The sequence below is a fragment of the Haloarcula rubra genome (genome assembly GCF_019599465.1).
GTDB lineage: Archaea > Halobacteriota > Halobacteria > Halobacteriales > Haloarculaceae > Haloarcula > Haloarcula rubra.
Genome location: NZ_RKLR01000003.1, coordinates 270695 through 292587, shown reverse-complemented (window position 1 = coordinate 292587; position 21893 = coordinate 270695). Strand labels below are relative to the sequence as shown.

26 protein-coding genes are annotated in these 21893 nt (G+C 67.4%); 16 read left to right on the top strand and 10 right to left on the bottom strand.

Annotated elements, in window-relative coordinates; genetic code table 11:
* The first annotated feature begins 44 nt into the window (after positions 1 to 44).
* From EGH21_RS09720 to EGH21_RS09710, 3 genes are read left to right on the top strand one after another with little or no spacing between them, the layout of a single operon-like run.
* On the top strand, positions 45 to 551 hold the full coding sequence (locus EGH21_RS09720; RefSeq protein ID WP_220618282.1) for a helix-turn-helix domain-containing protein: 507 nt from the start codon (positions 45 to 47) through the stop codon (positions 549 to 551).
* Between the two features lie 54 nt (positions 552 to 605).
* Positions 606 to 1739, top strand: coding sequence for an acyl-CoA dehydrogenase family protein (locus tag EGH21_RS09715; protein ID WP_220618281.1), 1134 nt, complete (start codon positions 606 to 608; stop codon positions 1737 to 1739).
* Between the two features lie 40 nt (positions 1740 to 1779).
* The gene (locus EGH21_RS09710) at positions 1780 to 2322 is read left to right on the top strand and encodes an HAD family hydrolase (protein ID WP_220618280.1); all 543 of its coding nucleotides are present in this window, start codon (positions 1780 to 1782) and stop codon (positions 2320 to 2322) included.
* On the opposite strand, the gene EGH21_RS09705 is transcribed toward EGH21_RS09710, so the two are convergent.
* A complete protein-coding gene (locus EGH21_RS09705) occupies positions 2301 to 2528 on the bottom strand; it encodes a DUF5822 domain-containing protein (protein WP_220618279.1) in 228 nt (75 codons plus the stop codon). The genes EGH21_RS09710 and EGH21_RS09705 overlap by 22 nt on opposite strands.
* 89 nt (positions 2529 to 2617) lie before the next feature.
* On the opposite strand from EGH21_RS09705, the gene EGH21_RS09700 reads away from it, so the two are divergent.
* From EGH21_RS09700 to bioU, 6 genes are all read left to right on the top strand, one after another.
* Entirely contained in the window at positions 2618 to 2830 is a 213-nt protein-coding gene (locus tag EGH21_RS09700; protein ID WP_220618278.1) for a DUF8149 family protein, read from the top strand.
* Positions 2827 to 3309, top strand: a complete 483-nt coding sequence (locus EGH21_RS09695) for a GNAT family N-acetyltransferase (protein WP_220618277.1) — start codon at positions 2827 to 2829, stop codon at positions 3307 to 3309. The genes EGH21_RS09700 and EGH21_RS09695 overlap by 4 nt, the downstream gene beginning before the upstream one ends.
* Before the next feature lie 40 nt (positions 3310 to 3349).
* A complete protein-coding gene (panB, locus tag EGH21_RS09690; protein ID WP_220618276.1) occupies positions 3350 to 4159 on the top strand; it encodes a 3-methyl-2-oxobutanoate hydroxymethyltransferase in 810 nt (269 codons plus the stop codon).
* A 103-nt stretch (positions 4160 to 4262) separates the two neighbouring features.
* Positions 4263 to 5096, top strand: coding sequence for a formate/nitrite transporter family protein (locus EGH21_RS09685; protein WP_236035491.1), 834 nt, complete (start codon positions 4263 to 4265; stop codon positions 5094 to 5096).
* A gap of 66 nt (positions 5097 to 5162) precedes the next feature.
* The gene (gene bioB, locus EGH21_RS09680; protein WP_220618275.1) at positions 5163 to 6278 is read left to right on the top strand and encodes a biotin synthase BioB; all 1116 of its coding nucleotides are present in this window, start codon (positions 5163 to 5165) and stop codon (positions 6276 to 6278) included.
* Between the two features lie 2 nt (positions 6279 to 6280).
* Positions 6281 to 7345: a (S)-8-amino-7-oxononanoate synthase BioU gene (gene bioU / locus EGH21_RS09675; RefSeq protein ID WP_220618274.1), complete on the top strand. Its 1065-nt coding sequence runs from the start codon at positions 6281 to 6283 to the stop codon at positions 7343 to 7345.
* Between the two features lie 23 nt (positions 7346 to 7368).
* Here bioU and EGH21_RS09670 read toward each other — a convergent pair whose 3' ends face one another.
* Positions 7369 to 8685 (bottom strand): class-III pyridoxal-phosphate-dependent aminotransferase, encoded by a 1317-nt coding sequence (locus tag EGH21_RS09670; RefSeq protein WP_220618273.1) that lies wholly within the window; start codon positions 8683 to 8685, stop codon positions 7369 to 7371.
* Positions 8686 to 8796: 111 nt separating this feature from the next.
* Between EGH21_RS09670 and EGH21_RS09665 the strand changes: the two genes are divergently transcribed.
* A complete protein-coding gene (locus EGH21_RS09665) occupies positions 8797 to 9996 on the top strand; it encodes an aminotransferase class I/II-fold pyridoxal phosphate-dependent enzyme (protein ID WP_220618272.1) in 1200 nt (399 codons plus the stop codon).
* On the top strand, positions 9993 to 10682 hold the full coding sequence (gene bioD / locus EGH21_RS09660) for a dethiobiotin synthase (protein ID WP_220618271.1): 690 nt from the start codon (positions 9993 to 9995) through the stop codon (positions 10680 to 10682). Before EGH21_RS09665 ends, bioD begins: the two co-directional genes overlap by 4 nt.
* Before the next feature lie 197 nt (positions 10683 to 10879).
* On the opposite strand, the gene EGH21_RS09655 is transcribed toward bioD, so the two are convergent.
* Both EGH21_RS09655 and acs read right to left on the bottom strand, forming a co-directional pair.
* The gene (locus EGH21_RS09655) at positions 10880 to 11956 is read right to left on the bottom strand and encodes a phosphotransacetylase family protein (RefSeq protein ID WP_220618270.1); all 1077 of its coding nucleotides are present in this window, start codon (positions 11954 to 11956) and stop codon (positions 10880 to 10882) included.
* The gene (gene acs, locus EGH21_RS09650; protein WP_220618269.1) at positions 11953 to 14058 is read right to left on the bottom strand and encodes an acetate--CoA ligase alpha subunit; all 2106 of its coding nucleotides are present in this window, start codon (positions 14056 to 14058) and stop codon (positions 11953 to 11955) included. The genes EGH21_RS09655 and acs overlap by 4 nt, the downstream gene beginning before the upstream one ends.
* 171 nt (positions 14059 to 14229) lie before the next feature.
* Between acs and EGH21_RS09645 the strand changes: the two genes are divergently transcribed.
* Both EGH21_RS09645 and dpsA read left to right on the top strand, forming a co-directional pair.
* On the top strand, positions 14230 to 14625 hold the full coding sequence (locus tag EGH21_RS09645) for a DUF8048 family protein (RefSeq protein WP_220618268.1): 396 nt from the start codon (positions 14230 to 14232) through the stop codon (positions 14623 to 14625).
* A 381-nt stretch (positions 14626 to 15006) separates the two neighbouring features.
* On the top strand, positions 15007 to 15552 hold the full coding sequence (gene dpsA, locus EGH21_RS09640; RefSeq protein WP_220618267.1) for a DNA starvation/stationary phase protection protein DpsA: 546 nt from the start codon (positions 15007 to 15009) through the stop codon (positions 15550 to 15552).
* An 81-nt stretch (positions 15553 to 15633) separates the two neighbouring features.
* On the opposite strand, the gene EGH21_RS09635 is transcribed toward dpsA, so the two are convergent.
* Positions 15634 to 15792, bottom strand: coding sequence for a hypothetical protein (locus EGH21_RS09635; RefSeq protein ID WP_220618266.1), 159 nt, complete (start codon positions 15790 to 15792; stop codon positions 15634 to 15636).
* A 92-nt stretch (positions 15793 to 15884) separates the two neighbouring features.
* Between EGH21_RS09635 and EGH21_RS09630 the strand changes: the two genes are divergently transcribed.
* The 3 genes from EGH21_RS09630 (at position 15885) to EGH21_RS09620 (ending at position 17548) form a co-directional block, all read left to right on the top strand.
* Positions 15885 to 16472, top strand: a complete 588-nt coding sequence (locus tag EGH21_RS09630) for a DUF7547 family protein (RefSeq protein WP_220618265.1) — start codon at positions 15885 to 15887, stop codon at positions 16470 to 16472.
* A 68-nt stretch (positions 16473 to 16540) separates the two neighbouring features.
* On the top strand, positions 16541 to 17023 hold the full coding sequence (locus EGH21_RS09625; RefSeq protein WP_236035490.1) for an HTH domain-containing protein: 483 nt from the start codon (positions 16541 to 16543) through the stop codon (positions 17021 to 17023).
* A gap of 72 nt (positions 17024 to 17095) precedes the next feature.
* On the top strand, positions 17096 to 17548 hold the full coding sequence (locus EGH21_RS09620) for an HTH domain-containing protein (protein WP_220618264.1): 453 nt from the start codon (positions 17096 to 17098) through the stop codon (positions 17546 to 17548).
* Here the strand turns inward: EGH21_RS09620 and EGH21_RS09615 are convergent.
* The 5 genes from EGH21_RS09615 to EGH21_RS09595 form a co-directional block, all read right to left on the bottom strand.
* On the bottom strand, positions 17527 to 17895 hold the full coding sequence (locus EGH21_RS09615; protein WP_220618263.1) for a Zn-ribbon domain-containing OB-fold protein: 369 nt from the start codon (positions 17893 to 17895) through the stop codon (positions 17527 to 17529). The two genes, EGH21_RS09620 and EGH21_RS09615, sit on opposite strands and share 22 nt — an antisense overlap.
* Positions 17892 to 19043 carry a thiolase family protein gene (locus tag EGH21_RS09610; RefSeq protein WP_220618262.1) on the bottom strand — a complete coding sequence of 384 codons (1152 nt, stop codon included), beginning with the start codon at positions 19041 to 19043 and terminating at the stop codon, positions 17892 to 17894. Before EGH21_RS09610 ends, EGH21_RS09615 begins: the two co-directional genes overlap by 4 nt.
* Positions 19044 to 19105: 62 nt before the next feature.
* Positions 19106 to 19927: a DUF7551 domain-containing protein gene (locus EGH21_RS09605; RefSeq protein WP_220618261.1), complete on the bottom strand. Its 822-nt coding sequence runs from the start codon at positions 19925 to 19927 to the stop codon at positions 19106 to 19108.
* 1 nt (position 19928) lies between these two features.
* Positions 19929 to 20762: an ABC transporter ATP-binding protein gene (locus EGH21_RS09600; RefSeq protein WP_220618260.1), complete on the bottom strand. Its 834-nt coding sequence runs from the start codon at positions 20760 to 20762 to the stop codon at positions 19929 to 19931.
* Positions 20762 to 21892 (bottom strand): FecCD family ABC transporter permease, encoded by a 1131-nt coding sequence (locus tag EGH21_RS09595; RefSeq protein ID WP_220618259.1) that lies wholly within the window; start codon positions 21890 to 21892, stop codon positions 20762 to 20764. Before EGH21_RS09595 ends, EGH21_RS09600 begins: the two co-directional genes overlap by 1 nt.
* Position 21893: the final 1 nt, after the last annotated feature.

Here is a 21893-nt window from a genome sequence, read left to right as displayed (position 1 = left end):
ACGGAACCGGACGTTTCAAATACGACGAAACCGCTACCGGGGGCATGGCCAAATACTCGACCGGCGACGGAGGCGCCAGCGCCGGCGGGAGCTGCGAACTCTGCGGTGCCGACGGTGGCGACTTGCAGACCGCCAACGTCGCGGGCGCGACCCTCCAGGTCTGTTCCGACTGCGCGAAGAACCACGGCGAGAACGACCGGACGACGTCTTCGAGCGGGGACTCGCGCGACGAGGTCGACCGGCGAAAGCGCGCGGCCCAGAACACCGCGAAGTTACAGGACTCGCAGAAACCCGACGCGTCACACTGGGAGGAGGGCGCCGATTACGACAGCGACCAACTGCCCTACCTCGTCAGCGACTACGGGAGTACGGTGACAGAGGCCCGGCAGGAGCGGGGGCTCCAGACGAGCGAACTCGCCGACGAACTCGACATCGACGAGAGCGACGTGCTGGCCGTCGAACAGGGCCGTGCGACGCAGGCCAACGTCGGCGGGTCGACGATCGCGGTCCTCGAAGAGTTCCTCGACGTCGACCTCGTCGACGAACGCTGAGTCGGTCGCTTTTCGCGTCAGCAGACCTTTGGTAGTGCCATCCATACCGACGGTATGGAGCTCTCGCCGGAACAGGAGGCCATCAGAGCGACCGTCAGGGAGTTCGCCACCGAACAGGTCCGTCCGACCGCGAGCGAGGCCGACGAGACTGAAGAGTTCCCCGAAGACGTCTGGGACCGCCTCGCCGACGTCGACCTCACCGGATTGACGACGCCGGCCGAGTACGGCGGCTTCGACGCCGACCGGCGGACCTACGCCCTCGTCAACGAGGAACTGGCCTACGGGTCGCTGGCCGTCGCCACGGCGCTGTCGGTCCACTGTCTGGCCACCTCCTGTATCGCCGAGTTCGGCGACGAGTCCGTCTGTGAGGAGTGGCTCCCGGAGATGGTCGACGGCCGGCCGGTCGGCGCGTTCGCGCTCTCGGAACCACAGGCGGGGTCGAACCCGCGGGGCATGAACACCGTCGCGCGCCGGGACGGGGACGAGTACGTCATAGACGGGGAGAAACAGTGGATAACGAACGGCGAGCGCTCGGGCGTGGTGGTCGTGTTCGCGAAGACGGACCGCGAGGACCCGGACTCTGTCACGCAGTTTCTGGTCCCCAAAGACACGGACGGACTCGCCGTCGGCGAGAAGGAGGACAAACTCGGTCTGCGGGCCAGCGATACCACGTCGCTCACCTTCGACGGCGTCCGGATTCCCGACCGCTATCGACTCACCGAGGAAGGCGAGGGACTGGCCGCCGCGCTGTCGATCCTGAACGGGGGCCGCGTCGCCATCGCCGCACAGGCCGTCGGACTGGCACAGTCGGCGCTCGACGAGGCTATGGCGTACGCACAGGACCGCGAGCAGTTCGACCAGCCGATAAGCGAGTTCCAGACGATTCGCCACAAACTCGCGGACATGGCGACCACGGTACAGGCCGGACGGCTACTCACGTGGGACGCGGCGAGTCGGATGGACCGCGGCGATGACGCCCGGCAAGCCGCGAGTATGGCGAAGTACTTCGCGAGCGAGGGGGCCGTTGACGTCGCCAACGAGGCGGTCCAGATTCACGGCGGCTACGGCTACACGACCGACTTCCCCGTCGAACGACTCTACCGCGACGCGAAGGTGACGACCATCTACGAGGGGACCAGCGAGATTCAGAAGAACGTCGTCGCGCGGTCGCTGCTGGACGGTCTCTGAGGGCGACACACCCTTCAGCCCCGCTGGCGTACGGTCCCCCGTGACCTACGACGCTGTCGTCTACGACTTGGACGGGACGCTCGTGCGGTTGGCTGTCGACTGGGGCGCCGTCGCGAGCGACGTCGCGAACGTCCTCCGAGCGCGCGACGTGGACCCGGGGACTGCCGGTCTCTGGGGGATGCTGGAACTGTCCGACGAGACCGGCCACAGAGACGCCGTCGAGGCGACGATAACCGACTACGAGCGTGACGGAGCACGGAACTCCGACCGGCTCACGCTCGCCGACGGGTTACCCCACGACGTGCCGGTCGGCGTCTGTTCGCTGAACGCGGAGGAGGCGTGTCGACTGGCGCTCGACACCCACGACCTCACGTCGTCTATCGGCCCGGTCGTCGGCCGCGACTCGGTCGGGTCGTCGAAACCCGACCCGGAGGGCCTGTTGCGGGTCGTCGACGACCTAGACGCAGACCGCGAATCGACCGTGTTCGTCGGCGACTCGGAGCGAGACGCGGAGACCGCCCGCCGTGCCGGGACCGCCTTCGAGTGGGCGAGCGAGTTCGATCAGCGCCGATACCGGGCGTAGAGATAGACGCCGACAGCGGTCAGGAACCACACGACTGCACCGACGCGAACAGCGAAGAGGGCCCGACTCGTCCACGTCGGCAGCGTCGTCCCGAACGACGCGAGGACGACGAGGGGCGACCCGACGAGGATGGTCGTCACGAACGTAATCTGCATCACCCATCCGAAGTCGACGCCGTCCGGGTCGGTCTGTTCGACTGCTGGCACGGTCTGAGTTTCCGAGAGCATCGGCAAGCCGCTTCCGGTTTCGGCGGCGACCAGACGATATTTCCACCCCCAGTGCAAACCGGCAGTCGATGACAGAGGACGACGAACTGCCGGAGATTCCGGTCGTCTGTACGGCCTGTGACACCCGAACGCGGGTCCCGTTCGAGGACGTCGAGTCGGCCGTCGACCGCCACAACGAGCAACTCCACGACGGCGACCCCGTCGCGGAGGTCGACCCGGAGGTTCTCGACCAACTGGTCGACCGGGTCGGGCGTGACCTCGGCCTCTTCGACGGGGAATGATACGGCCGTACGAGGCGGGCGACGCGGCGGCCCTGTGGGAGTGCAAGCAGGCGTTCGAACTCGAACTGGGGACCGGAACCGGGGACGACGAGAAGGCCCACCGGTACCGAGAGAAACTCGACGCGGACTACCGCGAGTCGTACCTGCAGTGGGTCGACCGCTGTGTCGGCGAGGACGAGCGGACCGTACAGGTGGCTACGGACGACGACGAGGTGGTCGGTTACGTCTTCGTCCTCCCCGAGTCGATGGCCCACGTCTGGGACGCCGCCGTCCTCAACGAACTGTTCGTCGCCGAGTCCCACCGCGGGACCGACGTGGCCGACGACCTGCTGGAGGCGGCCCTGCGGGTGGCCCGCGACCAGTCGCTCCCACTGGACCGTCTGGTCCTCGACGTCGACCCGTCCAACGAGCGAGCGAGAGCGTTCTACGACCGCTGGGGGTTCGAACCGTGGGGCGAGATGGTCGCCCGCCCGCTGTGAGACCCGAACACGTAATAGCGCGGCGCGCCCGCCCTCGGACATGACTACCGTCCGGGACCTGCAAGCGATGGCAGGGGACGAACAGATAACGATGCTGACCGCCTACGACGCCGTGACGGCGGGTATCGCGGAGGACGCGGGCGTCGACGTCCTCCTCGTCGGCGACAGCATGGGCAACGCCGTCCTCGGCCACGACGACACGCTCCCGGTCACGCTCGACGAGATGGCCTCACGGGTCGCGGCCGTCGCCCGTGGCACCGACGAGACGCTGGTCGTCGCCGACATGCCGTTCCTCTCGTTCGGCGCCGACGAGGGAGAGAGTGTGCAGAACTGCGGTCGGATGCTCAAGGAGGCCGGAGCAAACGCCGTCAAACTCGAATCCGGGCCCCACACGCTTGACCTGACCGAACGGCTCTCGGACCTCGGTATCCCGGTGATGGCTCACCTCGGCCTGACACCCCAGAGCGTCAACCAGACGGGGTACACCCAGCAGGCGTCCGACCGCGAGGAGGCCGCGGAGATTCTCGAACTCGCACGGGCACACGAGGACGCCGGCGCGTTCGCCCTCGTCCTCGAACACGTCCCGTCGAACCTCGCCGCGCAGGTCACCGAGGCCATCGATATCCCGACCATCGGCATCGGCGCCGGCGGCGAGTGCGACGGGCAGGTGCTCGTGTTCACCGACGTCGTCGGACTGGCCGAGTCGAGTCCGCCGTTCGCCGACCAGTTCGGTGACGTTCGCACCGAGATGCACGACGCCATCAGCGACTACGTCGACGCCGTGGAGTCGGGTGCGTTCCCGGCCGAGGAGCACGCGAGCAGTAGCGAGGAACTGGACGACCTGTACTGACCGGACTCTGGGGCCGAGAGCGCACCGGGTCGCCGGATAATCGGGAATTATCGGCGGTTAGCGTGTGACCAATGAAGAGTGCGTCGGCCGAACGACGGCGTACATGTCCGGGGAGAGCGCCGAGACGGGCGACGAGGAGCAGATGCCGACGGAGAACATCCTCGACATCCAGATAGAGCGGGGATTGAGCGAACTCCGCCGCCCGCTCACCGGCCTCTCGCTCTCGGCGCTGTCTGCGGGTCTCGACATCGGGTTCGGACCCCTGTTGATGGCCGTCGTCCTCACGTCCGCCGGCGTCTCGGGTACCGCACACCTCCCCAAAGAAATCCTGCTCGGCATCGCGTACGGCGTCGGATTCATCCTCGTGGTCCTCGGCCGCTCGGAACTGTTCACCGAGCACACGACGCTCGCGGTGCTCCCGGTGCTGGACAATCAGGCCGGGGTCGCTCGACTCGGACGACTCTGGGGCACCGTCTACGTGTCGAACGTCGTCGGGGCCGTGTTCTTCGCGTGGTTCGCCGTCGTCGTCGCCCCGGCGGTGGGGGTCGTCGAACCCTCCACCTTCGTCGAACTGGCGACGACGTACACCGAGCAGTCGCCGGCGGCGTTGGTCGGCGCCGGAATCATGGCCGGATGGCTGATGGGCCTGCTCTCGTGGCTCGTCGCCGCGGCCGACAGCACGCTCTCGCGGATGGCAGTCGTCTGGCTCATCACCGCGGCCATCGGCTTCGCCCACCTGCCACACTGCATCGCCGGCACCGTCGAGGTCGTCGCGGGCGTCGTCGTCTCCCCCGGTATCGGAGTCGCAGACTACGCCGAGTTCCTCGCGTTCTCGACTGTCGGCAACATCATCGGCGGCGTCGTGTTCGTCGCGCTCCTGAAGTACGGCCACGTCGTCCGTAGTGGCCCATCACACACCGAAGTGCGTCGGGAGTGACCAGCGCCGACGCGAGCAGTCGCGGCCACCCGAAGTTTTATTCACTCGTCAACTGTCGTTGGGCGTGTGGTTTACGAGACGGGCAACCGCACGGTAGACGACGCCGTCGCACGCGTGTTGGACGGCGAACGCCTCGACCGCAGGGACGGACTGGCGCTCGTCGCACAGCCAGTCGACGCTCTGGCGGCCGGGGCCGACTACGTCCGCACGCAACTCGGGGACGGCACCGTCGACGCGTGTTCCATCGTGAACGCCAAGGCCGGTAACTGCGCGGAGGACTGTGGGTTCTGTGCCCAGTCGGTCCACTTCGACACCGGCATCGACAACTACGGCTTCCTCGGTCCGGAAAAGATTCTGGAGGCCGCGAAGCGCGCCGAGCGAGACGGTGCCCAGCGCTTCGGCATCGTCGTCGCCGAGAAGGGCGTCTCGAAGGAACAGCGACCCGACGAGTGGGCGGAGGTACTGGAAGCCATCCGTCTCGTACGCGACGAGACGGACGTGGAAGTGGACGCCAGCCTCGGCATCCTCACGGACGAGGAGGCTGCCATCCTCGCCGAGGAGGGGCTGAACCACTACAACCACAACATCGAGACGTCGCCGCGCTACTTCCCCGAAATCGTCCAGACGCACTCCTTCGAGGACCGCGTCGAGACGCTGGAGGTAGCGAAGGAGGCCGGTATGGACCTCTGTGCCGGCGTCATCCTCGGCATGGGCGAGACGCCCACCGACCGCGTCGACGCGGCGATGGCCCTGCAGGACATCGGTATCTCCTCGCTCCCGGTCAACATCCTCAACCCGGTCGAAGGGACGCCGATGGCCGAGCGCGGCCTCCCCGACATCACCACTGAGGAGGTCGTCAAGACCATCGCGGTGTACCGCCTGCTCCACCCGGAGGCCCGCGTGCGCCTGACCGGCGGACGCGAGGTGAACCTCGACACGGACGGACAGGTGGCCGCACTGGAGGCTGGCGCGGACGGCATCCTCACGGGCGACTACCTCACCACCGAGGGCCAGTCGGCGGCCGACGACCTCGAAATCGTCGAAGAGGCGGGTCTCGAACCGAATACCGAGGCCAACACGTTCGACCCGGAGGAGGTCAAGACACGCGCCGACGACGCGACCGACCCCGAGACGGCGGCAGGCACCGCACAGAGCAAATCGGAACTTCAATCAGACGACTGACCATGGACGACGTACGTTTCGCAGTACTTGGCACGGGCGGTATCGGTCGACGAACACTCGAAGTCTCCCAGCACAAGGACGGTCTGACCGCCGTCGCGGCGTGTGACCGCAACGGCGTCGCCGTCGACCACGGCGGTCTCGACGTCGAGGAACTGCTGGACGCCACTGAAGGGAATATTGCCAGTGGCCCAGCGGACGACGTTGCGACCGACGGTGGGGCGGCCGCCGCACCCGAGGGCGTCAAACAGCACGGCGAACAGGCCGGCGTCGTCGCCAGCGACCAGGGCCGACCGACGGAGACGCCCATCGACGACGTCATCGCGGAGAGCGACGCCATCGACGCCGTCCTCGTCGCGCTCCCGAACCTCGAACACGACTTCATCCCGCGGGTCGCCGAGCGGTTCGCCGAGGCCGACTACGAGGGCGTCCTCGTCGACGTGCTCAAGCGCTCGCGGGTCATCGGGATGCTGGACGACCGGGAGGAGACTCTGAAGGAGTCGGGTATCACGTTCGTCTGCGGCGCCGGCGCGACGCCCGGGTTCCTGACCGGCGCGGCCGCGCTGGCCGCCCAGTCGTTCGTCGAGGTCGAGGAGGTCGAAATCTGGTGGGGCGTCGGCCTCAAGAGCGGGTACGAGGACAACCGCGGCACCGTCCGCGAGGACATCGCCCACCTCGACGGCTACGACATCGAGACGGCCCGCGAGATGAGCGAGGCAGAGATAGAGGAACTCATCGACGACCACGACGGCGTGCTGGAGTTCAACGACATGGAACACGCCGACGACGTCCTCCTCGAACGAGCGGGCATCTGTGACGCCGAGGACGTCCACGTCGGCGGCGTGCTGGACGTCCGCTCGGACGAGAAGCCGACGACGACGACCGTCTCGGTGACGGGCACGACCTTCGACGGCGAGACGGGCACGAACACCTTCCAGCTAGACGACGTGACGAGTATGGAGGCGAACGTCAACGGCCCGGCGCTAGGCTACCTGAAAGCCGGCGTCCGGAACAACCGGGCGGGCCACTACGGCGTCTTCGGCCCCGCGGACCTGATGCCCGGGTTCTGACGCCCACTCTCGCCCGTCTCGACCTATCGACTGCCGGCCAGTCGAACGGCGTCGACGGCCTGTCGAATCTCCCGTTCTCGGACGTCCAGCGGTGGCAGTAGCCTGACGGTCCGGTGCCCGCAGGCGAGTGTCAGTAACCCCTCCTGTAGACACTGGTCGACCATCTCGTCCCGTCTGGCCTTCGTCTCGAACTCGACGGCGACCATCAGACCGAGATTCCGCACGTCCGTCCGCCCGTCCAGCGGTATCTCCGCCAGCTGGTCCGCCAACTCGTCCCCTCGCTGGACGGCGTTGTCGCGCAAGTCCCGGTCTTCGACGACGTCGATTGTGAGCGTCCCCACAAGCGAGGACAGCAGGTCGCCGGACCCCCACGTCGAGGAGAGTCGACCCTCCTCGTCGGGGAACAACTCTGCTCGGCCCACCGTGGCACCCACTCGGAGCCCCTTCCCGACGGCGAGGACGTCCGGTTCGATGCTGTAGTGGTCCGAACCCCACCACTCCCCCGTTCGGCCGACGCCGGACTGAATCTCGTCGGCAATCAGCGGGACATCGTACTCCGAGCAGACGGCGGCCACGTCGTCCACGAACGCCTCGCTCGGAATCCGGTACCCGCCCTCGCCCTGCACCGGTTCGAGGATGACGTAGGCCACCTCGTCGGGGTCGACGTTCCCGCCGTCGTCGAGTTTGCGCTGGAGTTGCGACGGTTCACCGTCCGGAAAGTACCCACACCGACAGGACGACGGGTCGCAGGTCCGGTCGTCACAGTACGGGAGGGAGGTGACCCCGGCTATCTCGGGGAAGTCCCGTCGGTGGACTGCCTTCGAGCGGTTGAGCGAGAGCGCACCCAGCGTCCGACCGTGGAACGCGCCCTCGAAGGTGAGGCCGTACTTCGCGCCGTCGCGGTAGTCGTAGCAGACCTTGATGGCGTTCTCGACGGCCTCGGCCCCCGAGTTCGAGAGGAAGACCGTATCCAGTCCGTCGGGGCTCACGTCGACGAGGCGGTGCATCAGTTCGGTCGGGCCGGGCAGGTCCCCCGTACTCGCGTAGAAGTCCTGTCCCGCGAACTTCGTCGGGTCGACGACGTCGAACTCGTCGAGGCGGTCCAGTAGGTGGGGGTTGTTGTAGCCCAGCGGTGCGCCGGCGACGTGCGAGGTGAAGTCGAGCAGTACGTTCCCGTCGACGTCCCGGCAGTACGGCCCGCGAGCGTCGGCGGTGACGTCCCAGACGAAGTCGTAGACGTGCGTGGCCGGCGCGGCCACCTCGTGGTGGTGGGCGACGCGTTCTCGGGCCCGCGTGCCGGGGAACTGGTCCACGCTCGGTTCGGCGCTGTCCCGGTCCATGTTGACTATACACGTGGTGAGGTAGTAAAGGTAAGTCCGCTGACCGGTACACGGCACCGAGGCCACGCCCATCACCAACCGCTAAGGGCCGCTGGCACCACCCACCGAACGATGACCCACGGGTTCGACCTCGACGACCGCCTCCGTGAACGGGAACGTCGGGACCTGCGCCGCCACCTCGACGTGACGGAACGAGTCGCCAGACGCACGCGCTTCGCCGATGACCCGAAGGGCGGCGCGGCCGACTTCGGCGAGGAGATGGTCGTCTTCGCGGCGAACAACTACCTCGGACTGGCCGACGACGGACGAGTCCAGCGCGCCGCCGAGCAGGGTGCCCGAACGGTCGGCACCGGTGCGGGGGCGTCCCGACTGGTCACTGGGGACACGCGCCTCCACCGTGCCCTCGAACGTGACCTCGCGGACTGCAAGGAGGCCGAGCGAGCACTCGTCTTCTCGTCGGGCTACGCCGCCAACGTCGGGACCATCGACGCCCTCTCCCCAGACGTCGTCTTCTCCGACGAACTCAACCACGCCTCCATCATCGACGGCTGTCGGGTCGGCGCGAGCGAGACGGTCGTCTACGACCACTGTGACCCGGACGACCTGCGAGCGAAGATGGCCGAGCGAGCGTCGACGACCGGCGACGGCGAACAGTGGCTGGTGGTCACCGACTCCGTGTTCTCGATGGACGGGGACGTCGCGCCACTCGCGGCGCTCTGTGACGCCACCGAGGAGTACGGCGCGTGGCTGATGGTCGACGAGGCCCACGCCACCGGCCTGTTCGGCGACGGCGGCGGCGTCGTCCAGCGCGAGGCCCTCAGCGACCGCGTCGACGTCCAACTCGGAACGCTCTCGAAGGCGCTGGCGAGTCAGGGCGGCTACGTCGCCGGCGACGAGACGCTGGTCGAGTACCTGTCGAACGCCGCCCGCTCGTTCGTCTTCTCGACGGGACTGGCACCGCCGGCGGCCGCCGCGGCCCGCGAGGCACTCCGAATCGCCCGCGAGACCGACCACCCCGACAGACTGTGGGCGAACGTCGCGACGCTCAGAGACGGCCTCGAGGGGATGGGCTACGAGGTGTTGGGCGAGACGCACATCCTGCCGGTGCTGGTGGGCGACCGGGCGGACGCACTCGAACTCGACGAGCGACTCCGCGACCACGGGGTGGTCGCTCCGGCCATCCGCCCGCCGACGGTACCGGAGGGTACCTCCCGTCTCCGCGTCGCGCCGATGGCGACACACACGGACGCCGACCTCAGGCAGTGTCTCGACGCCTTCGAGACGGCCGGCGAGGAGGTCGGTCTGCTGTGACGGACGCGGACTCACGAGGGCTGTTCGTCGTCGGCACTGGCACCGGCGTCGGCAAGACTGTCGTCACCGCTGGCCTGACCGGCTGGCTCCGTGCCCGCGGCCGGGACGCCGTCGCGGTCAAGCCGTGTCAGACGGGCTATCCGCCGGACGACGACGCCGCCTTCGTCGCCGACGCGTGTGGCACGGACGCGGCGGCCACCTGTCTCCGCCGACTCGAACCGGCTCTGGCACCAGAGGTCGCCGCGGACGTGGCCGACGCCGACCTCTCGTACGACGAGATTCGCTCCGGCGTTCGAGCGGCGGTCGCGGCCCACGACGTCGGGGTCGTCGAGGGTATCGGCGGCCTGCGAGTCCCGTTGGCCGACGGCGAGGAGGTACTGGACCTCGTCGCGGACCTCGGCCTGCCGGCCCTCGTCGTCGCCCGGTCGGGTCTGGGCACGCTGAACCACACCGGGTTGACCGTCGACGCGTTGCGCGCGAACGGGGTTCCGGTCCACGGCATCGTCCTCAACGAGTACCAGGGCGCGACCGTCGCCGAGCGGACGAACCCCGACGTGTTGGAAGGGATGACGGACGCCCCGGTGTGGACGCTCCCGCCGCTCGACCTCGCGGCGCCGTCAGAGGCAGTGAGCGGCGTCCGCGAGCACCTCCCGCCCACGGCGCTCTCGGCAGTAGGGGAGTTCTGACGCCGACGCTCGCACAAAGGCGTCGAATCGGGGAAAGGGGGTCCCCGAGCGTGTGACACTACGGAGCCTCTCGGCTCCACTTTCACTATGGCGTCAGACATTGAAAAATCCCGAGGTGCGTTTCGACTGGAGATATGCAAACTGAGCATCCAAAGGCCCGGGTATCGAGGTTTGGAACCGCAGGCGAAAGAGACCCCTTACTCCTCTAACTGGAGGAGCGAGTGGACGTCGACGCCGTCGTCCAGTAGCGCCTGCATCCGTTCGACGGTGCTCTCGTCCCGCGTTCGGCCGGACCGAAGCACGTCCTCGACCCGGTCGATAGTCGTCCGCGTGTCGGACTGAACGAGCAAGATGGGGACGTTCTCGTCTTCGGCCCGACCGAGGACGGCGCTCGCCGGGCGCAACCCACCGGTCAACAGGAGCGCTTTGATCCCCGAGGCTTCGAGCGCCGCCGTCTGGACCTCCGAGCGGTCGCCGCCGGTGACCATCACCGCGTCGCGGGTGCGCCGGAACTGGTCGAGTGCGCTGTTGCCGCCCATCGCACCGACGGTGAATCGCTCGACGTGGACGCCCGTCGACGCCTCGTTGGTGAGGACGTCGGCGCCGAGGCTGCGAGCGAGGTCTTCGACCGTGATGCCTGCGAGTTCCTGCACGCGCGGGAGCGACCCGAACACCGGGACCCCACGCCCTTCGAGGAAGGGCAGGACGTCGTCGGTGAGTTCGTCCATCGCGGCGTCGGTGACGCCGTTGAACAGGACGCCGCCGAGGCGGTCACCGAGCGACCGGGCCGCGGCGAGCACCTCGTCGGCGTCACCGACGGTCGCGTACCCACAGACGAGGAGGACGCGCGCGTCGAGCGCTTCCGCGATGTCGGCGTCGGTCAGGTCGACGATACCACCAGTCTCGAGGCGGTCGCTCCCCTCGACGACCATCAGGTCCGTGCCCTCCGAGATGGCCTGGAAGTTGTCGACGACGCGTCCTCGGAGTTCGTCGGGGTCCTCGCGGCCGCGGATGGCCTCCTGCACGAACGTCGGCGAGTAGACGATGGGCTCCATCTCGTGGACCTCGGCGTCCAGTCCGAGCAGTTCCCGGGCCAGCATCGGGTCCTCGTCGCGGGTCTTGCCGACCGCGCTCTGGAGTCGCGTGCCCTTCGGCTTCATGTAGCCGACCTCGTTGCCGGCCTCCTGGGCCGACTTGGCGAGCGCGAGCGTGATTGCCGTCTTGCCGATACCTTCCTCCGTGGACGTGACGAGTAGCGTGTTCGAGTCGGTCATAGTTCCTCCTGGTCGAGGGTGAGTCGCAGGTCGACCGCCTGCACCCCGTCCGGGGTCGCGACGAGCGGGTTGATGTCCAGTTCGACGATGGCCGGGAAGTCCGTGACGAGCTGTGAGAGCCGCTGGACCGTCTCCACGAGGGCGTCCTCGTCGACGGGGTCGCGGCCGCGGGCGCCGCGCAGGAGCGGCGCGGAGTCGATGTCGTCCAGCATCTCTCTGGCCTCGGGTTCGCTCACGGGAGCGACTCTGACGGTGTTGTCTTCGAGCACCTCCACGAAAATACCACCGAGGCCGAACAACAGCAGCGGCCCGAACTGCGGGTCCCGGTTCATCCCGAGGATGGTCTCGGTGCCCGAGTCGAGGTCGACCATCTCCTGTACCTGCACGCCGAGGACGGTGGCGTCCCGCTGGTAGTTGCGCGCGCGGACGACGAGGTCTTCGTAGGTGTCCCGGACCTCCTCGGGCGGGACGCCGACCTCCACGCCGCCGATGTCGGACTTGTGGAGGATGTCCGGGCTGACTATCTTCATCACCACGTCGTCGCCGATGTCTTCGGCGAGCGCCTGTGCCTCGCTCGGCGAGTCGACGACGCCGCCCCGCGGCGTCGGGATGCCGTAGGCGTCGAGCAGGTCCATCGCCTCGACGCCGAGGCGGTTCGTGTCCCGACGGGCCGCCGACTCCAGAATCTCGCGGGCGCGCTCGCGGTCCACGTCGAAGGTCGCCGGGTCCTCGTACTCGCGGGCCTGTATCGCCCCGTAGTCGCGCAGTGCGTCCAGACTGTCCACCGCACGCGCCGGGTCGAAGTAGTTCGGGATGCCGGCCTCGCTGAGGACCGCCTGTCCCTCGCCGACGGACTTCCCGCCCATCAGCGTGGTCGCGATGGGCGTCTCCGCCGCCTGCTGTTTCTCGACGACGACTTCGGCGAGTTCCTCGAACGAGAGGACGGCAGTCGGGCAGGCGACCACGACGGCCATCGAGACGTTGTCGTCTTCGAGCACCGTCTCCAGCGCTATCTCGAAGCGCTTCGCCGGGGCGTCGCCGATGATGTCGACGGGGTTGTAGATGTTGGCCTCGTCGGGCATCGTCTCGCCGAGTCGGTCGAGCGTCTCGTCCTCGAACTCCGCCAGCGAGAGGTCCGAGTCGCCGACGGCGTCGGTCGTCATCACGCCGGGGCCGCCGGCGTTCGTGACGATGGCTATCTCCTCGCCCTCCGGAAGCGGCTGACCCGAGAGAATCTGTGCGAAGTCGAACAGTTCCTGTACGGACTCGACGCGGAGGGTGCCGGCCTGTTCGAGGCCGGCTTCGTAGGCCCGCTCGGACCCGGCCATCGCCCCGGTGTGGGAGGCGGCGGCCGACGCTCCCGCGTCGGTTCGCCCGGACTTCACGAGGACGATGGGAGTGTCCTGCGTGACCTCACGGGCCGTCCGGATGAACTTCTCGCCGTCCTCGATGTCCTCCAGATAGCCGAGGATGACGTCGGTATCCGGGTCCTCGCCCCATTCGGCGACGAAGTCGCCCTCGTCGAGGATGGCCTTGTTCCCCAGCGAGACGATGTCCTTGAACCCGACGTCGCGTTCGGCGGCCCAGTCGAGGACGGCGGTGACGAACGCCCCGGACTGGCTCATGAAGGAGATGTCCCCTTCGGTGGCCATCTCGTTGCCGAAGGTGGCGTTCAGCCCCTTCGGCGTCGACATGACGCCGAGACTGTTGGGGCCGACGAGGTTGAGGTCGTACTCCTCGGCCGCGGCCCGGAGGTCGCGTTCCCGGGCCGCACCCTCGCTCCCGGTCTCGCCGAACCCGGCGGTGATGACGACGACGTTGTCGATGCCGGCCGCACCGGCCTCGCGGATGGCGTCGACGGCGACGTTCGGTGGCACGACGACGACGGCGACGTCGATTCGCTCTGGCGCGTCGACGTCACCCACCTCGTCGTAACACCGGAGTCCCAACACCTCCTCTTTGTACGGGTTGACCGCTACGACCTCCCCGTCGAACGATTCGAGCAGGTTCGACGTGATGGCGCGACCGACCGAACCCTCGGAGTCGGTCGCACCTATCACGGCGACCCGTTCCGGCGCAAACAGCGTCGATAGTCGTCCCATTCCTCTAGTCGTGGGTAACGGACACTCGGCCAAATAACTGCCGAGGTAATCTCAGAGACCGGGAATATGAGTGTTTAATCGGGTGATTCTGCGGTTTTCGAACTGACACGAGTGGCACCGTGGGCGTGCCACAGCGGGGTATTTTTGCCCGTCGGCGGCGAAGCACCGTCGATGACCGATTCGGAGTCGCTTGCCGTGTTCGACGAGGCGGTGGTTCGGACCGTCGCCGACGAGAACGACGTGCCCGAGGCCGAACTGCGCGAGGCGCTCGCCGCCCACCAGCGGACGATGGCCGAGAATCCCGGCGTCGAAGACCTCGTGTACGAGTGGCGCAAGCGGTTCGACGACCCGGTACTCCACCGGACGCCGGATTCGTACGTCGTCGGCGTCCCACCGTCTGTCTGGGAGGAGTTTCGCGACTACATGGACCTCGAAGCGGACGTCTTCACCGCCCTGACCGCGGTCCATCAGGAACAGACGTTACAGACCGGCGCCATAGCGGCAGAATCGATACCGCCCGAACACGTAGCGCTCGTCGTCGCTCGAAGCGCCGGGTCGACGGACTGACGCCGACGTATCGCGGGTTCGACCGACGTGTCACGTCGCCACCAGACCGAGCCATCGGCACGCGTGACCGTCGTCGAACGTTTTCGGCTCTCTAACCAGCGTCCAGGGCGTTCCGAACACTGACGAGCATGTGGGCGCGGACGGTGTAGGACCGGTCGGTCCGACGCTCGGAGCCGTCACCGTGCACAGTCCACAGTGCCGGGAGCGTGAGACGGCCGTCGCCACCCCGACGAGCGGTGGTCACGCCACAGAGGCGGGGTCAGAAATCTCGGCGGACCACTGTTGATTGTGCCGTATAAAGAAATTCTTTTTCGGTTTTCCTAAAATTGGTTTTCTAAGAAGTAAGTATTAAGTGGGTCGCGGGACTATACGTAGTTGCTTATGGCTACGCAAGAACACGTCCGGAAGCAGTTCGGTGACGTCGAAGAGAACGAACTCCGACTCGAGAAAGAGAAGTCCGAACAGATTATCGACGCGCTTAACCAGGACCTCGCAGACGCGTACACGCTGTACCATCAGTTGAAGAAGCACCACTGGAACGTCGAAGGTGCGGAGTTCCGTGACCTGCACGTCTTCCTCGGCGAGGCCGCGGGCAACGTCGAGGCCGCCGCCGACGAGATCGCCGAACGGGCACAGGCACTCGGTGGCGCGCCTATCGCCGGTGGGGCAGAGCAAGCCGAACACGCGAGCGTCGAGTACGAGGGGCAGGACGTCTACGACATCCGCACGTCGCTGCACAACGACCTCCAGATGTACGGCGACGTCATCGAGTCGCTCCGCGACCACATCGAACTCGCCGAGAACCTCGGGGACCACGCGACGGCCCAGATTCTCCGCGAGATTCTGGTCGAGACGGAGGAAGACGCCCACCACATCGAACACTACCTCGAAGACGACACCCTCGTCGTCGAGGGCGCGATGGACTGAGACGGGCGGTTCTTTGCGTAGCGGTCGCTCCCGGCTTCGAAACGACACAGAACGCGTCGAGAACTGATTTTCGCTGGAGAACTACCGACGTAGGTCGACGGTGAGGTCGGTGGCTATCCACCCTTCTTGATTGCCGTCTTCGGTGAACACTGTCCTGTCCTTGACGCTCTCGTGGGTGGTGACGTTCGGGCGGTCCGCCTCGCCGTCCGTGACCTCGCCGTCGTCCGTCTGCGATGGCATTGATAGAGATTAGGCCCCCCTAAAGCAAAAAGGGTTTTGGTTGGCCTAGTCGTCGCGGCGAACTTTTGTACCTCTCCCTGCAAGGTGCGGACATGAGCGCCAGTTCCGGGGACGACATCACTGCCCTCCTCACGGACCTCGTTCGGACGCTACGAGACCTAGAGACGGAAGTGGAACCGACGACCGAGAGCGGCCGGCCCCGCCCACCCACGCCGAAAGAGTTGCTCCGGTTCACGAGTGACGTGACCATCCCGGCGGCCATCCTCGTCCTGAAGACGAACATCGAGGCGCTGAAACTCCTCCGACGTGCCCTCCGGATGGCCGAAGGCCGCCCGACGTCGACAGGGTCCGGTGCGAGCGAGGTGCGACGTCGCGCGACGACGCTGAGCAGAGCGACACTCGCCCGTCTGGACGACGCACTCACCGACCTGCAGGACGCCGTCGAGGGCCGGCCACAGGACGAAGACGCCCGTCGTCTCCTCGAAGAGGCGCGCGAGCTACGGTCGGACCTCGCCGAACAGCTGGCCGAGGCAGGGGCCGACGACTCTCTCGAAGGTGAGTTCGGCGGTTCCGAGGTCCCCGTCGACGTCGACGCCGAACTCGAATCCATCAAGGACGACCTAGAGGACGCCGAGGACGGGAGTTCCGAGGGCGACGACGACGAAAACGGAGGCGTGTGAGTCGAGACAGAAAAGTAAGAAAATAAACATAATGTTTTATTATTGCACAGTTGTACCTAACGGTACCGATGCAGAAAACAGAGTGTCCACCGACGCGTCGGGTTGAACTGTTCGTCAGGACCGAGCTACCTGCCCCCACCCAGCGGCGTCGAACTGCCGTCGAGACGAGGTTACAGGAACTCCAGTGCAACGGCGTCGTCGACGAGTTCGAGGCGGCGACGTGGGAGAAACGCATCCCCCTCCGCGGGGCCGGTGCGTGTCTCGAACGGGCCCGGTACAACGAGTTCGCGGACTGGGCCAGCGAGACGGGCGCCTGTCTCAGCCCGTTCTTCGACGTTCGCCTGTGTTACAGCACCGAGACGGGCGAGCGACGGAGAGAACTGGTCCTCCCCGCTATGTGTCTCGCCGTCTACGAGGACGGCGAACTGACGCGGGTCGCACCCCGCAGCGAGGGCGGCACGCCGACGTCTATCGGTGACTGTCTCGTGGCACTGGGGACCGACGAGACGCCGGCCAGTACCGGCCAGACCACCGCGTCGACGGCCGACTGACGATGCCGGGTACGTACACCGATACGGCTATCTCCGCAACCGACGTAGGACACTCATCTGGTGTACGATACCATGAACCACACTCGTCGGGTGACCGTGTACCTTCGGTCGCCCGTCCCTGACGAAACCGAACGGCGACAGGCGAGCGTCCTCGGACGAACCGACTCGTTACGACAGCAAGGCCTCCTCGACGACGTCGCCGTCGAGTACTGGCACCGCCTCTCGACCGGCGGCGACGCGAGAGAGGCCGACGACATCGCCGCGATGGAGGCCTGGGCGGCGGCGAACGACTGCTCGCTCGCCCCGACCTTCGACCGGCACGAGCGACACAGCGCGTTCACCGGGGACGACTCGGTCGTCACGCTGCCGGTCGTCTGTCTCGCGTACTGGGAGGACGACGAACTCGCCGGCGTCTACCCACACGTGGGACCGTGTGGCCACTGTACGGTGGCCGACGGCCTCGACAGAATCGAATCGGCGCTGAGAAGCGGCGAAGGCTTAGCTCACACCGGGTCCCAGCGGTAACCGCCCCACTCCTGACTCTCCGGGTTCTCGCGTTTGAGGCCCACGTCGGGGTCACGCAGTTCCTCGACGTACACCGGTTCGACCTCGTCGCCCGTCTCGACGTCGTCCGTCGTCACCTGTCCGAGCGCACGCACCGCGTCGCCGTCGACGTCGAACTCGACGATGGCGAGCGTGTTCGGTTGGCGGACGCCCGGCGGCGTCGCCGTCGACGTCGTCCACGTGACGACTTCGCCGCGTTCGTCGGAGAAGTCGAACGTCTCCTCCTGCGGTTCGCCACACTCCGGACAGCGCGGGTGCGTGGGGTACGAGACGTGACCGTTCGGGCACTTGCCTCCTTCGAGCGTCATTCTGCGGCCTCCATGATGGTGGTGATGACACAGTTACCGAACCCGCCGACGTTACACGCGAGCGCCGTCTCCGCGTCGATCTGTCGCGGCCCGGCCTCGCCGACGAGTTGTTCGTAAATCTCTACGCCCTGTGCGACGCCGCTGGCACCCAGCGGGTGGCCCTTCGACTTCAGGCCGCCGGAGGTGTTGATGGGCAGTTCGCCGTCCTTCGCCGTGGCGCCGTCCATCGCCATCTCCCACGCGGTCCCCTGGTCGGCGACGCCGATACCCTCCAGTTGGAGGAACTCGAGGATGGTGAACATGTCGTGGAGTTCGGCCACGTCGAGGTCCTCGGGGCTCAGACCGGACATCTCGTAGGCCTCCTTGCTGGACTCGACGACGCCGCCCATGACCGTCGGGTCCTCGCGCTCGTGGACGACGTGGGTGTCGGTCGCACCGCCGATACCGGAGACGACGGCGTACTCGTCGGCTATCTCCGCCGCTCGCTCCTCGGTCGTGAACATCATGGCGGCGCTCCCGTCCGTGATAGGGCAGAAGTCGTAGAGTCGGAGCGGGTCGGCGATGATGGGCGAGTCGAGTGCCTGTTCGACGGTAATCTCCTTCTGGAACTGCGCGTTCGGGTTGTCGACGCCGTTCCTGTGGTTCTTCACGGCCACGCGCGCGAGCGCCTCTCGCGGGGCGTCGAACCGTTCGAGATAGTGGCGCGCCGTCATCCCGGCGAACGACGGCAGCGTCACGCCGTGTTTGTACTCCGCGGGATGCGTGATAGAGGCGATGATGTCCGTCGCTTCGCCCGTGGTCTTGTGGGTCATCTTCTCCCCGCCGACGAGGAGCGTCATCTCGCTGGCCCCGGAGGCGACGGACTGCCACGCCTCGTAGATGCCCGCGCCGCCCGAGGAAGAGGTCTGGTCGACTCGTTCGCTGTACGCCGGCAGGACGCCGAGGTCGTGGGCCAGCGCGTTCATCACGCCCGTCTGGCCCTCGAACTCGCCGCTCGCCATGTTCGAGACGTACAGGTGCTCTACATCCGTCGGTGTGACACCGGCGTCGTCGAGACACTCCTCGCCCGCTTGCGCGAGGAGGTCCTGAATCCAGGCGTCACGCTGCCCGAACTTCGTCATCGACGCACCGATTACTGCGACTCCCATGTGTGGCCACACTCGGGGGGGTAGTGTATTCGTTACGGTCCCACCAACTGACTGAGACGATACTACGCGACGGGTGCGACGGCGAGGCCGGTACTCGTTGGCGTCCCGACCGTCGACACGTCGAGTCGCCACCCGTCGTCGAACCGTTCGGCGGCGACGATAGCCGGCGGCACGCCGGTCCGCCGGAGCAGTTCCACGGCGACGGGCAGGACCGGACAGCGCCCGCCGTCGAGCGACGGCCGATAGCCCGTGAGCGTGACCCGGTACTGGCCCGCTCGGTGGGCCGGCGTCGGGTCGACGCTGAACGACCGGACGAGGTCACAGGACCGGAGTGTGGTGAGCGTCCCCCGAAGCGGCCGGTCGTCGGTCGACTGCCGGGGGAGCCTGCCGGCGGCGGCAGCGAGGACGGTCGCCTGCTCGTCCGGCGTCAACAACTCGTCGATTGCCGTCGCGGTACTCTCGAGCATGGACAGGCAGAGCCGACTCCTGTCCTCGGTCGTCTCCGCGGCGTCGAGGTACGTGTCCATGACTCGGCGTTCGACGCGCCCGTACCGGGTCGAGAGCGTCTCGAACAGCGCGGCGGCGACCCGGTGACAGTACGCCGGCAGCGACTGCGACACGGTGACCGTGTCCGTCGACGCCGCGGTCGTCTGGGAGACGACGAGGCCGTGGACGGCGACGTGCGGGTCGTACCGCCGGAGCGCGGTGCGGTAGGCGGTCGCGACGCTCGCGGCCTCCGCCGCAGTCTCTCTGTCGGGGAACTGCGTGCCGGTCACCGGGACCGGCGAGTCCCCGGTCCGAGCGCTGCGGACGCGATAGGGGCCGACGGCGACGCTCAACTCCTCGATGCGCGCCCGAATGTCCGCGAGCGTGCGCCCCACCATGTCACAGTGACCGCTTCGGCACTATCTCGGGGTCGGGCGTGTACCGCACCGCCGCCTCGACGTCGAACACGTCACAGAGAAGTCCCTCGGTCACGACGTCGGTCGGCGGCCCCCAGTCGTACACGCTCCCGTCGTCGAGCGCGATGAGGTAGTCGGCGAACCGCGCCGCCTGCGCGATGTCGTGCAGGACGACGACGACGGTCACGTCTCGTTCCTCGTTGAGCCGCGTCACCGTCTCCATGACCCGCAGCTGGTGGTGCAAGTCGAGGAACGTCGTCGGTTCGTCGAGCAGGAGGACGTCGGTGTCCTGGGCCAGCACCATCGCGATGAACACCAACTGCTTCTGCCCGCCGGAGAGGTTTCCGACCGGCTCTCCCCGGAGGTCCTCGACGCCCGCGAGGTCGATGGCACGGTCGATAGCCTCGGCGTCGGACGCCCCCAGGGACTCGAAGAACCCCCGGTACGGGTAGCGACCGTGGGCGACGAGGTTCTCCACCGTGACCGTCTCGGGCGCGTCGTTCTCCTGTGAGAGGTGGCCCAGTTCGCGGGCCAGCGCCTTCTGGTCGTAGGATTGGATGTCCTCGCCCTCCAGCAACACCTCTCCCTCGTCGGGGCCCAGTTGCCGGGCGAGCGTCTTCAACAGCGTGCTCTTCCCGCTGCCGTTGGGCCCGACCAGTGCCGTTATCTCGCCCCGTGGCACGTCGATGCGGTCCACGGTGACGACCGGTTCGTCGGTACTCGCGTAGCCGATTTCGAGGTCGGACCCGACCACGGCGCTCTCGGCTGGCTGTTCGTCCGAGTCCGTCGTCGCGTCGTTCGTGTCGGGCGTCTGCATCAGAGCTCACCGAGTTGTCGTTGTTTACGCATCAGGTAGAGGAAGTACGGCCCACCGAGCAACCCGGTCACGATACCGACCGGAAGCTGGATGGGCGAGAGCGCGAGGCGCGCACCCACGTCGGCGGCGGTCACCAGCGCCGGCCCGGCGAAGACACATCCGACGACGAGTCGGCGGTAATCGGTGCCGACGATGTTACGCACGAGGTGGGGGACGACGAGGCCGACGAAGCCGACGAGGCCGGCCACGGCGACGGAGATGGCCGTCGCGGCGATGGCCAGCGCCGAGAGTCCGAACCGGACCCGTTCGACGCGCATCCCGAGCGAACTCGCGGCCTGTTCGCCGAGCAGGAGGACGTTCAGTTGCCGCGACCCCGCCAGTGCGAGCGCGAGCGCGAGGACCGTCCACGGGAGCGCGAGTCGCACCTCGCTCCAACTCGTCCCCGTCAGCGACCCCGTCAGCCACGACAGCGCGGTCTGGACGACGCCGGTGTTGCCCGCGAAGAAGAACAGGCCGGTCTGGAGCGACTGGCCGATGGTCGCGACGACGATGCCGGCGAGGATGAGCCGGACCGGACTCGTCCCGTTCTGCCACGCGATGGCGTAGACGAGCAGGAACGCCGCCGTGCCGCCGGCCGCGGCGACGAACGGGAGGTACGACGAGAGGACCGGCACGAGTATGAGGACGACGAGGACCGCCAGCCCCGCCCCGGCCGAGACGCCGAGCACGTACGGGCTGGCGAGTTCGTTCCGGGTGACCGCCTGAAAGATGGCACCGGCCACGGCGAGGTTGGCACCGACCATGACGCCCACGAGGACGCGCGGGAGCCGTATCTTCCAGATGATGAGCGTCGTGTTGGCGACGTCCGGGAACTCGCCACCGAGCAAGAGGCCGGCCAGCACCCGCGGGTCCGTGACGATAGCGGGGTCGGTCAGCCCGGCGAACACCTCCGCCGGCGTCATCGGGTACGACCCGTACCGTAGCTGGAGGAACGACGCGACGACGAACACGACGGCACTCCCGAGAGCGAGGAGTCCGAGTTGGCGGTCGAGCAGGGTGCGCCAGCCGTCTGCGACGCCGCTCAGGCTGTCGCGGCCGGCCCCGCCGTCGCCGTGGGACTCGTGGGTCATC

Coding starts and splice junctions, on each gene's coding strand:
- dpsA (WP_220618267.1), top strand. CDS start 15,007: ATGGCTACGCAAGAACACGTCCGGAAGCAGTTCGGTGACGTCGAAGAG.
- EGH21_RS09685 (WP_236035491.1), top strand. CDS start 4,263: ATGTCCGGGGAGAGCGCCGAGACGGGCGACGAGGAGCAGATGCCGACG.
- EGH21_RS09700 (WP_220618278.1), top strand. CDS start 2,618: ATGACAGAGGACGACGAACTGCCGGAGATTCCGGTCGTCTGTACGGCC.
- EGH21_RS09720 (WP_220618282.1), top strand. CDS start 45: ATGGCCAAATACTCGACCGGCGACGGAGGCGCCAGCGCCGGCGGGAGC.
- acs (WP_220618269.1), bottom strand. CDS start 14,058: ATGGGACGACTATCGACGCTGTTTGCGCCGGAACGGGTCGCCGTGATA.
- EGH21_RS09670 (WP_220618273.1), bottom strand. CDS start 8,685: ATGGACCGGGACAGCGCCGAACCGAGCGTGGACCAGTTCCCCGGCACG.
- EGH21_RS09615 (WP_220618263.1), bottom strand. CDS start 17,895: ATGACGCTCGAAGGAGGCAAGTGCCCGAACGGTCACGTCTCGTACCCC.
- EGH21_RS09695 (WP_220618277.1), top strand. CDS start 2,827: ATGATACGGCCGTACGAGGCGGGCGACGCGGCGGCCCTGTGGGAGTGC.
- panB (WP_220618276.1), top strand. CDS start 3,350: ATGACTACCGTCCGGGACCTGCAAGCGATGGCAGGGGACGAACAGATA.
- EGH21_RS09625 (WP_236035490.1), top strand. CDS start 16,541: ATGCAGAAAACAGAGTGTCCACCGACGCGTCGGGTTGAACTGTTCGTC.
- EGH21_RS09605 (WP_220618261.1), bottom strand. CDS start 19,927: ATGGTGGGGCGCACGCTCGCGGACATTCGGGCGCGCATCGAGGAGTTG.
- EGH21_RS09630 (WP_220618265.1), top strand. CDS start 15,885: ATGAGCGCCAGTTCCGGGGACGACATCACTGCCCTCCTCACGGACCTC.
- EGH21_RS09600 (WP_220618260.1), bottom strand. CDS start 20,762: ATGCAGACGCCCGACACGAACGACGCGACGACGGACTCGGACGAACAG.
- EGH21_RS09645 (WP_220618268.1), top strand. CDS start 14,230: ATGACCGATTCGGAGTCGCTTGCCGTGTTCGACGAGGCGGTGGTTCGG.
- EGH21_RS09715 (WP_220618281.1), top strand. CDS start 606: ATGGAGCTCTCGCCGGAACAGGAGGCCATCAGAGCGACCGTCAGGGAG.
- EGH21_RS09655 (WP_220618270.1), bottom strand. CDS start 11,956: ATGACCGACTCGAACACGCTACTCGTCACGTCCACGGAGGAAGGTATC.
- bioU (WP_220618274.1), top strand. CDS start 6,281: ATGGACGACGTACGTTTCGCAGTACTTGGCACGGGCGGTATCGGTCGA.
- EGH21_RS09665 (WP_220618272.1), top strand. CDS start 8,797: ATGACCCACGGGTTCGACCTCGACGACCGCCTCCGTGAACGGGAACGT.
- EGH21_RS09610 (WP_220618262.1), bottom strand. CDS start 19,043: ATGGGAGTCGCAGTAATCGGTGCGTCGATGACGAAGTTCGGGCAGCGT.
- EGH21_RS09635 (WP_220618266.1), bottom strand. CDS start 15,792: ATGCCATCGCAGACGGACGACGGCGAGGTCACGGACGGCGAGGCGGAC.
- EGH21_RS09620 (WP_220618264.1), top strand. CDS start 17,096: ATGAACCACACTCGTCGGGTGACCGTGTACCTTCGGTCGCCCGTCCCT.
- EGH21_RS09595 (WP_220618259.1), bottom strand. CDS start 21,892: ATGACCCACGAGTCCCACGGCGACGGCGGGGCCGGCCGCGACAGCCTG.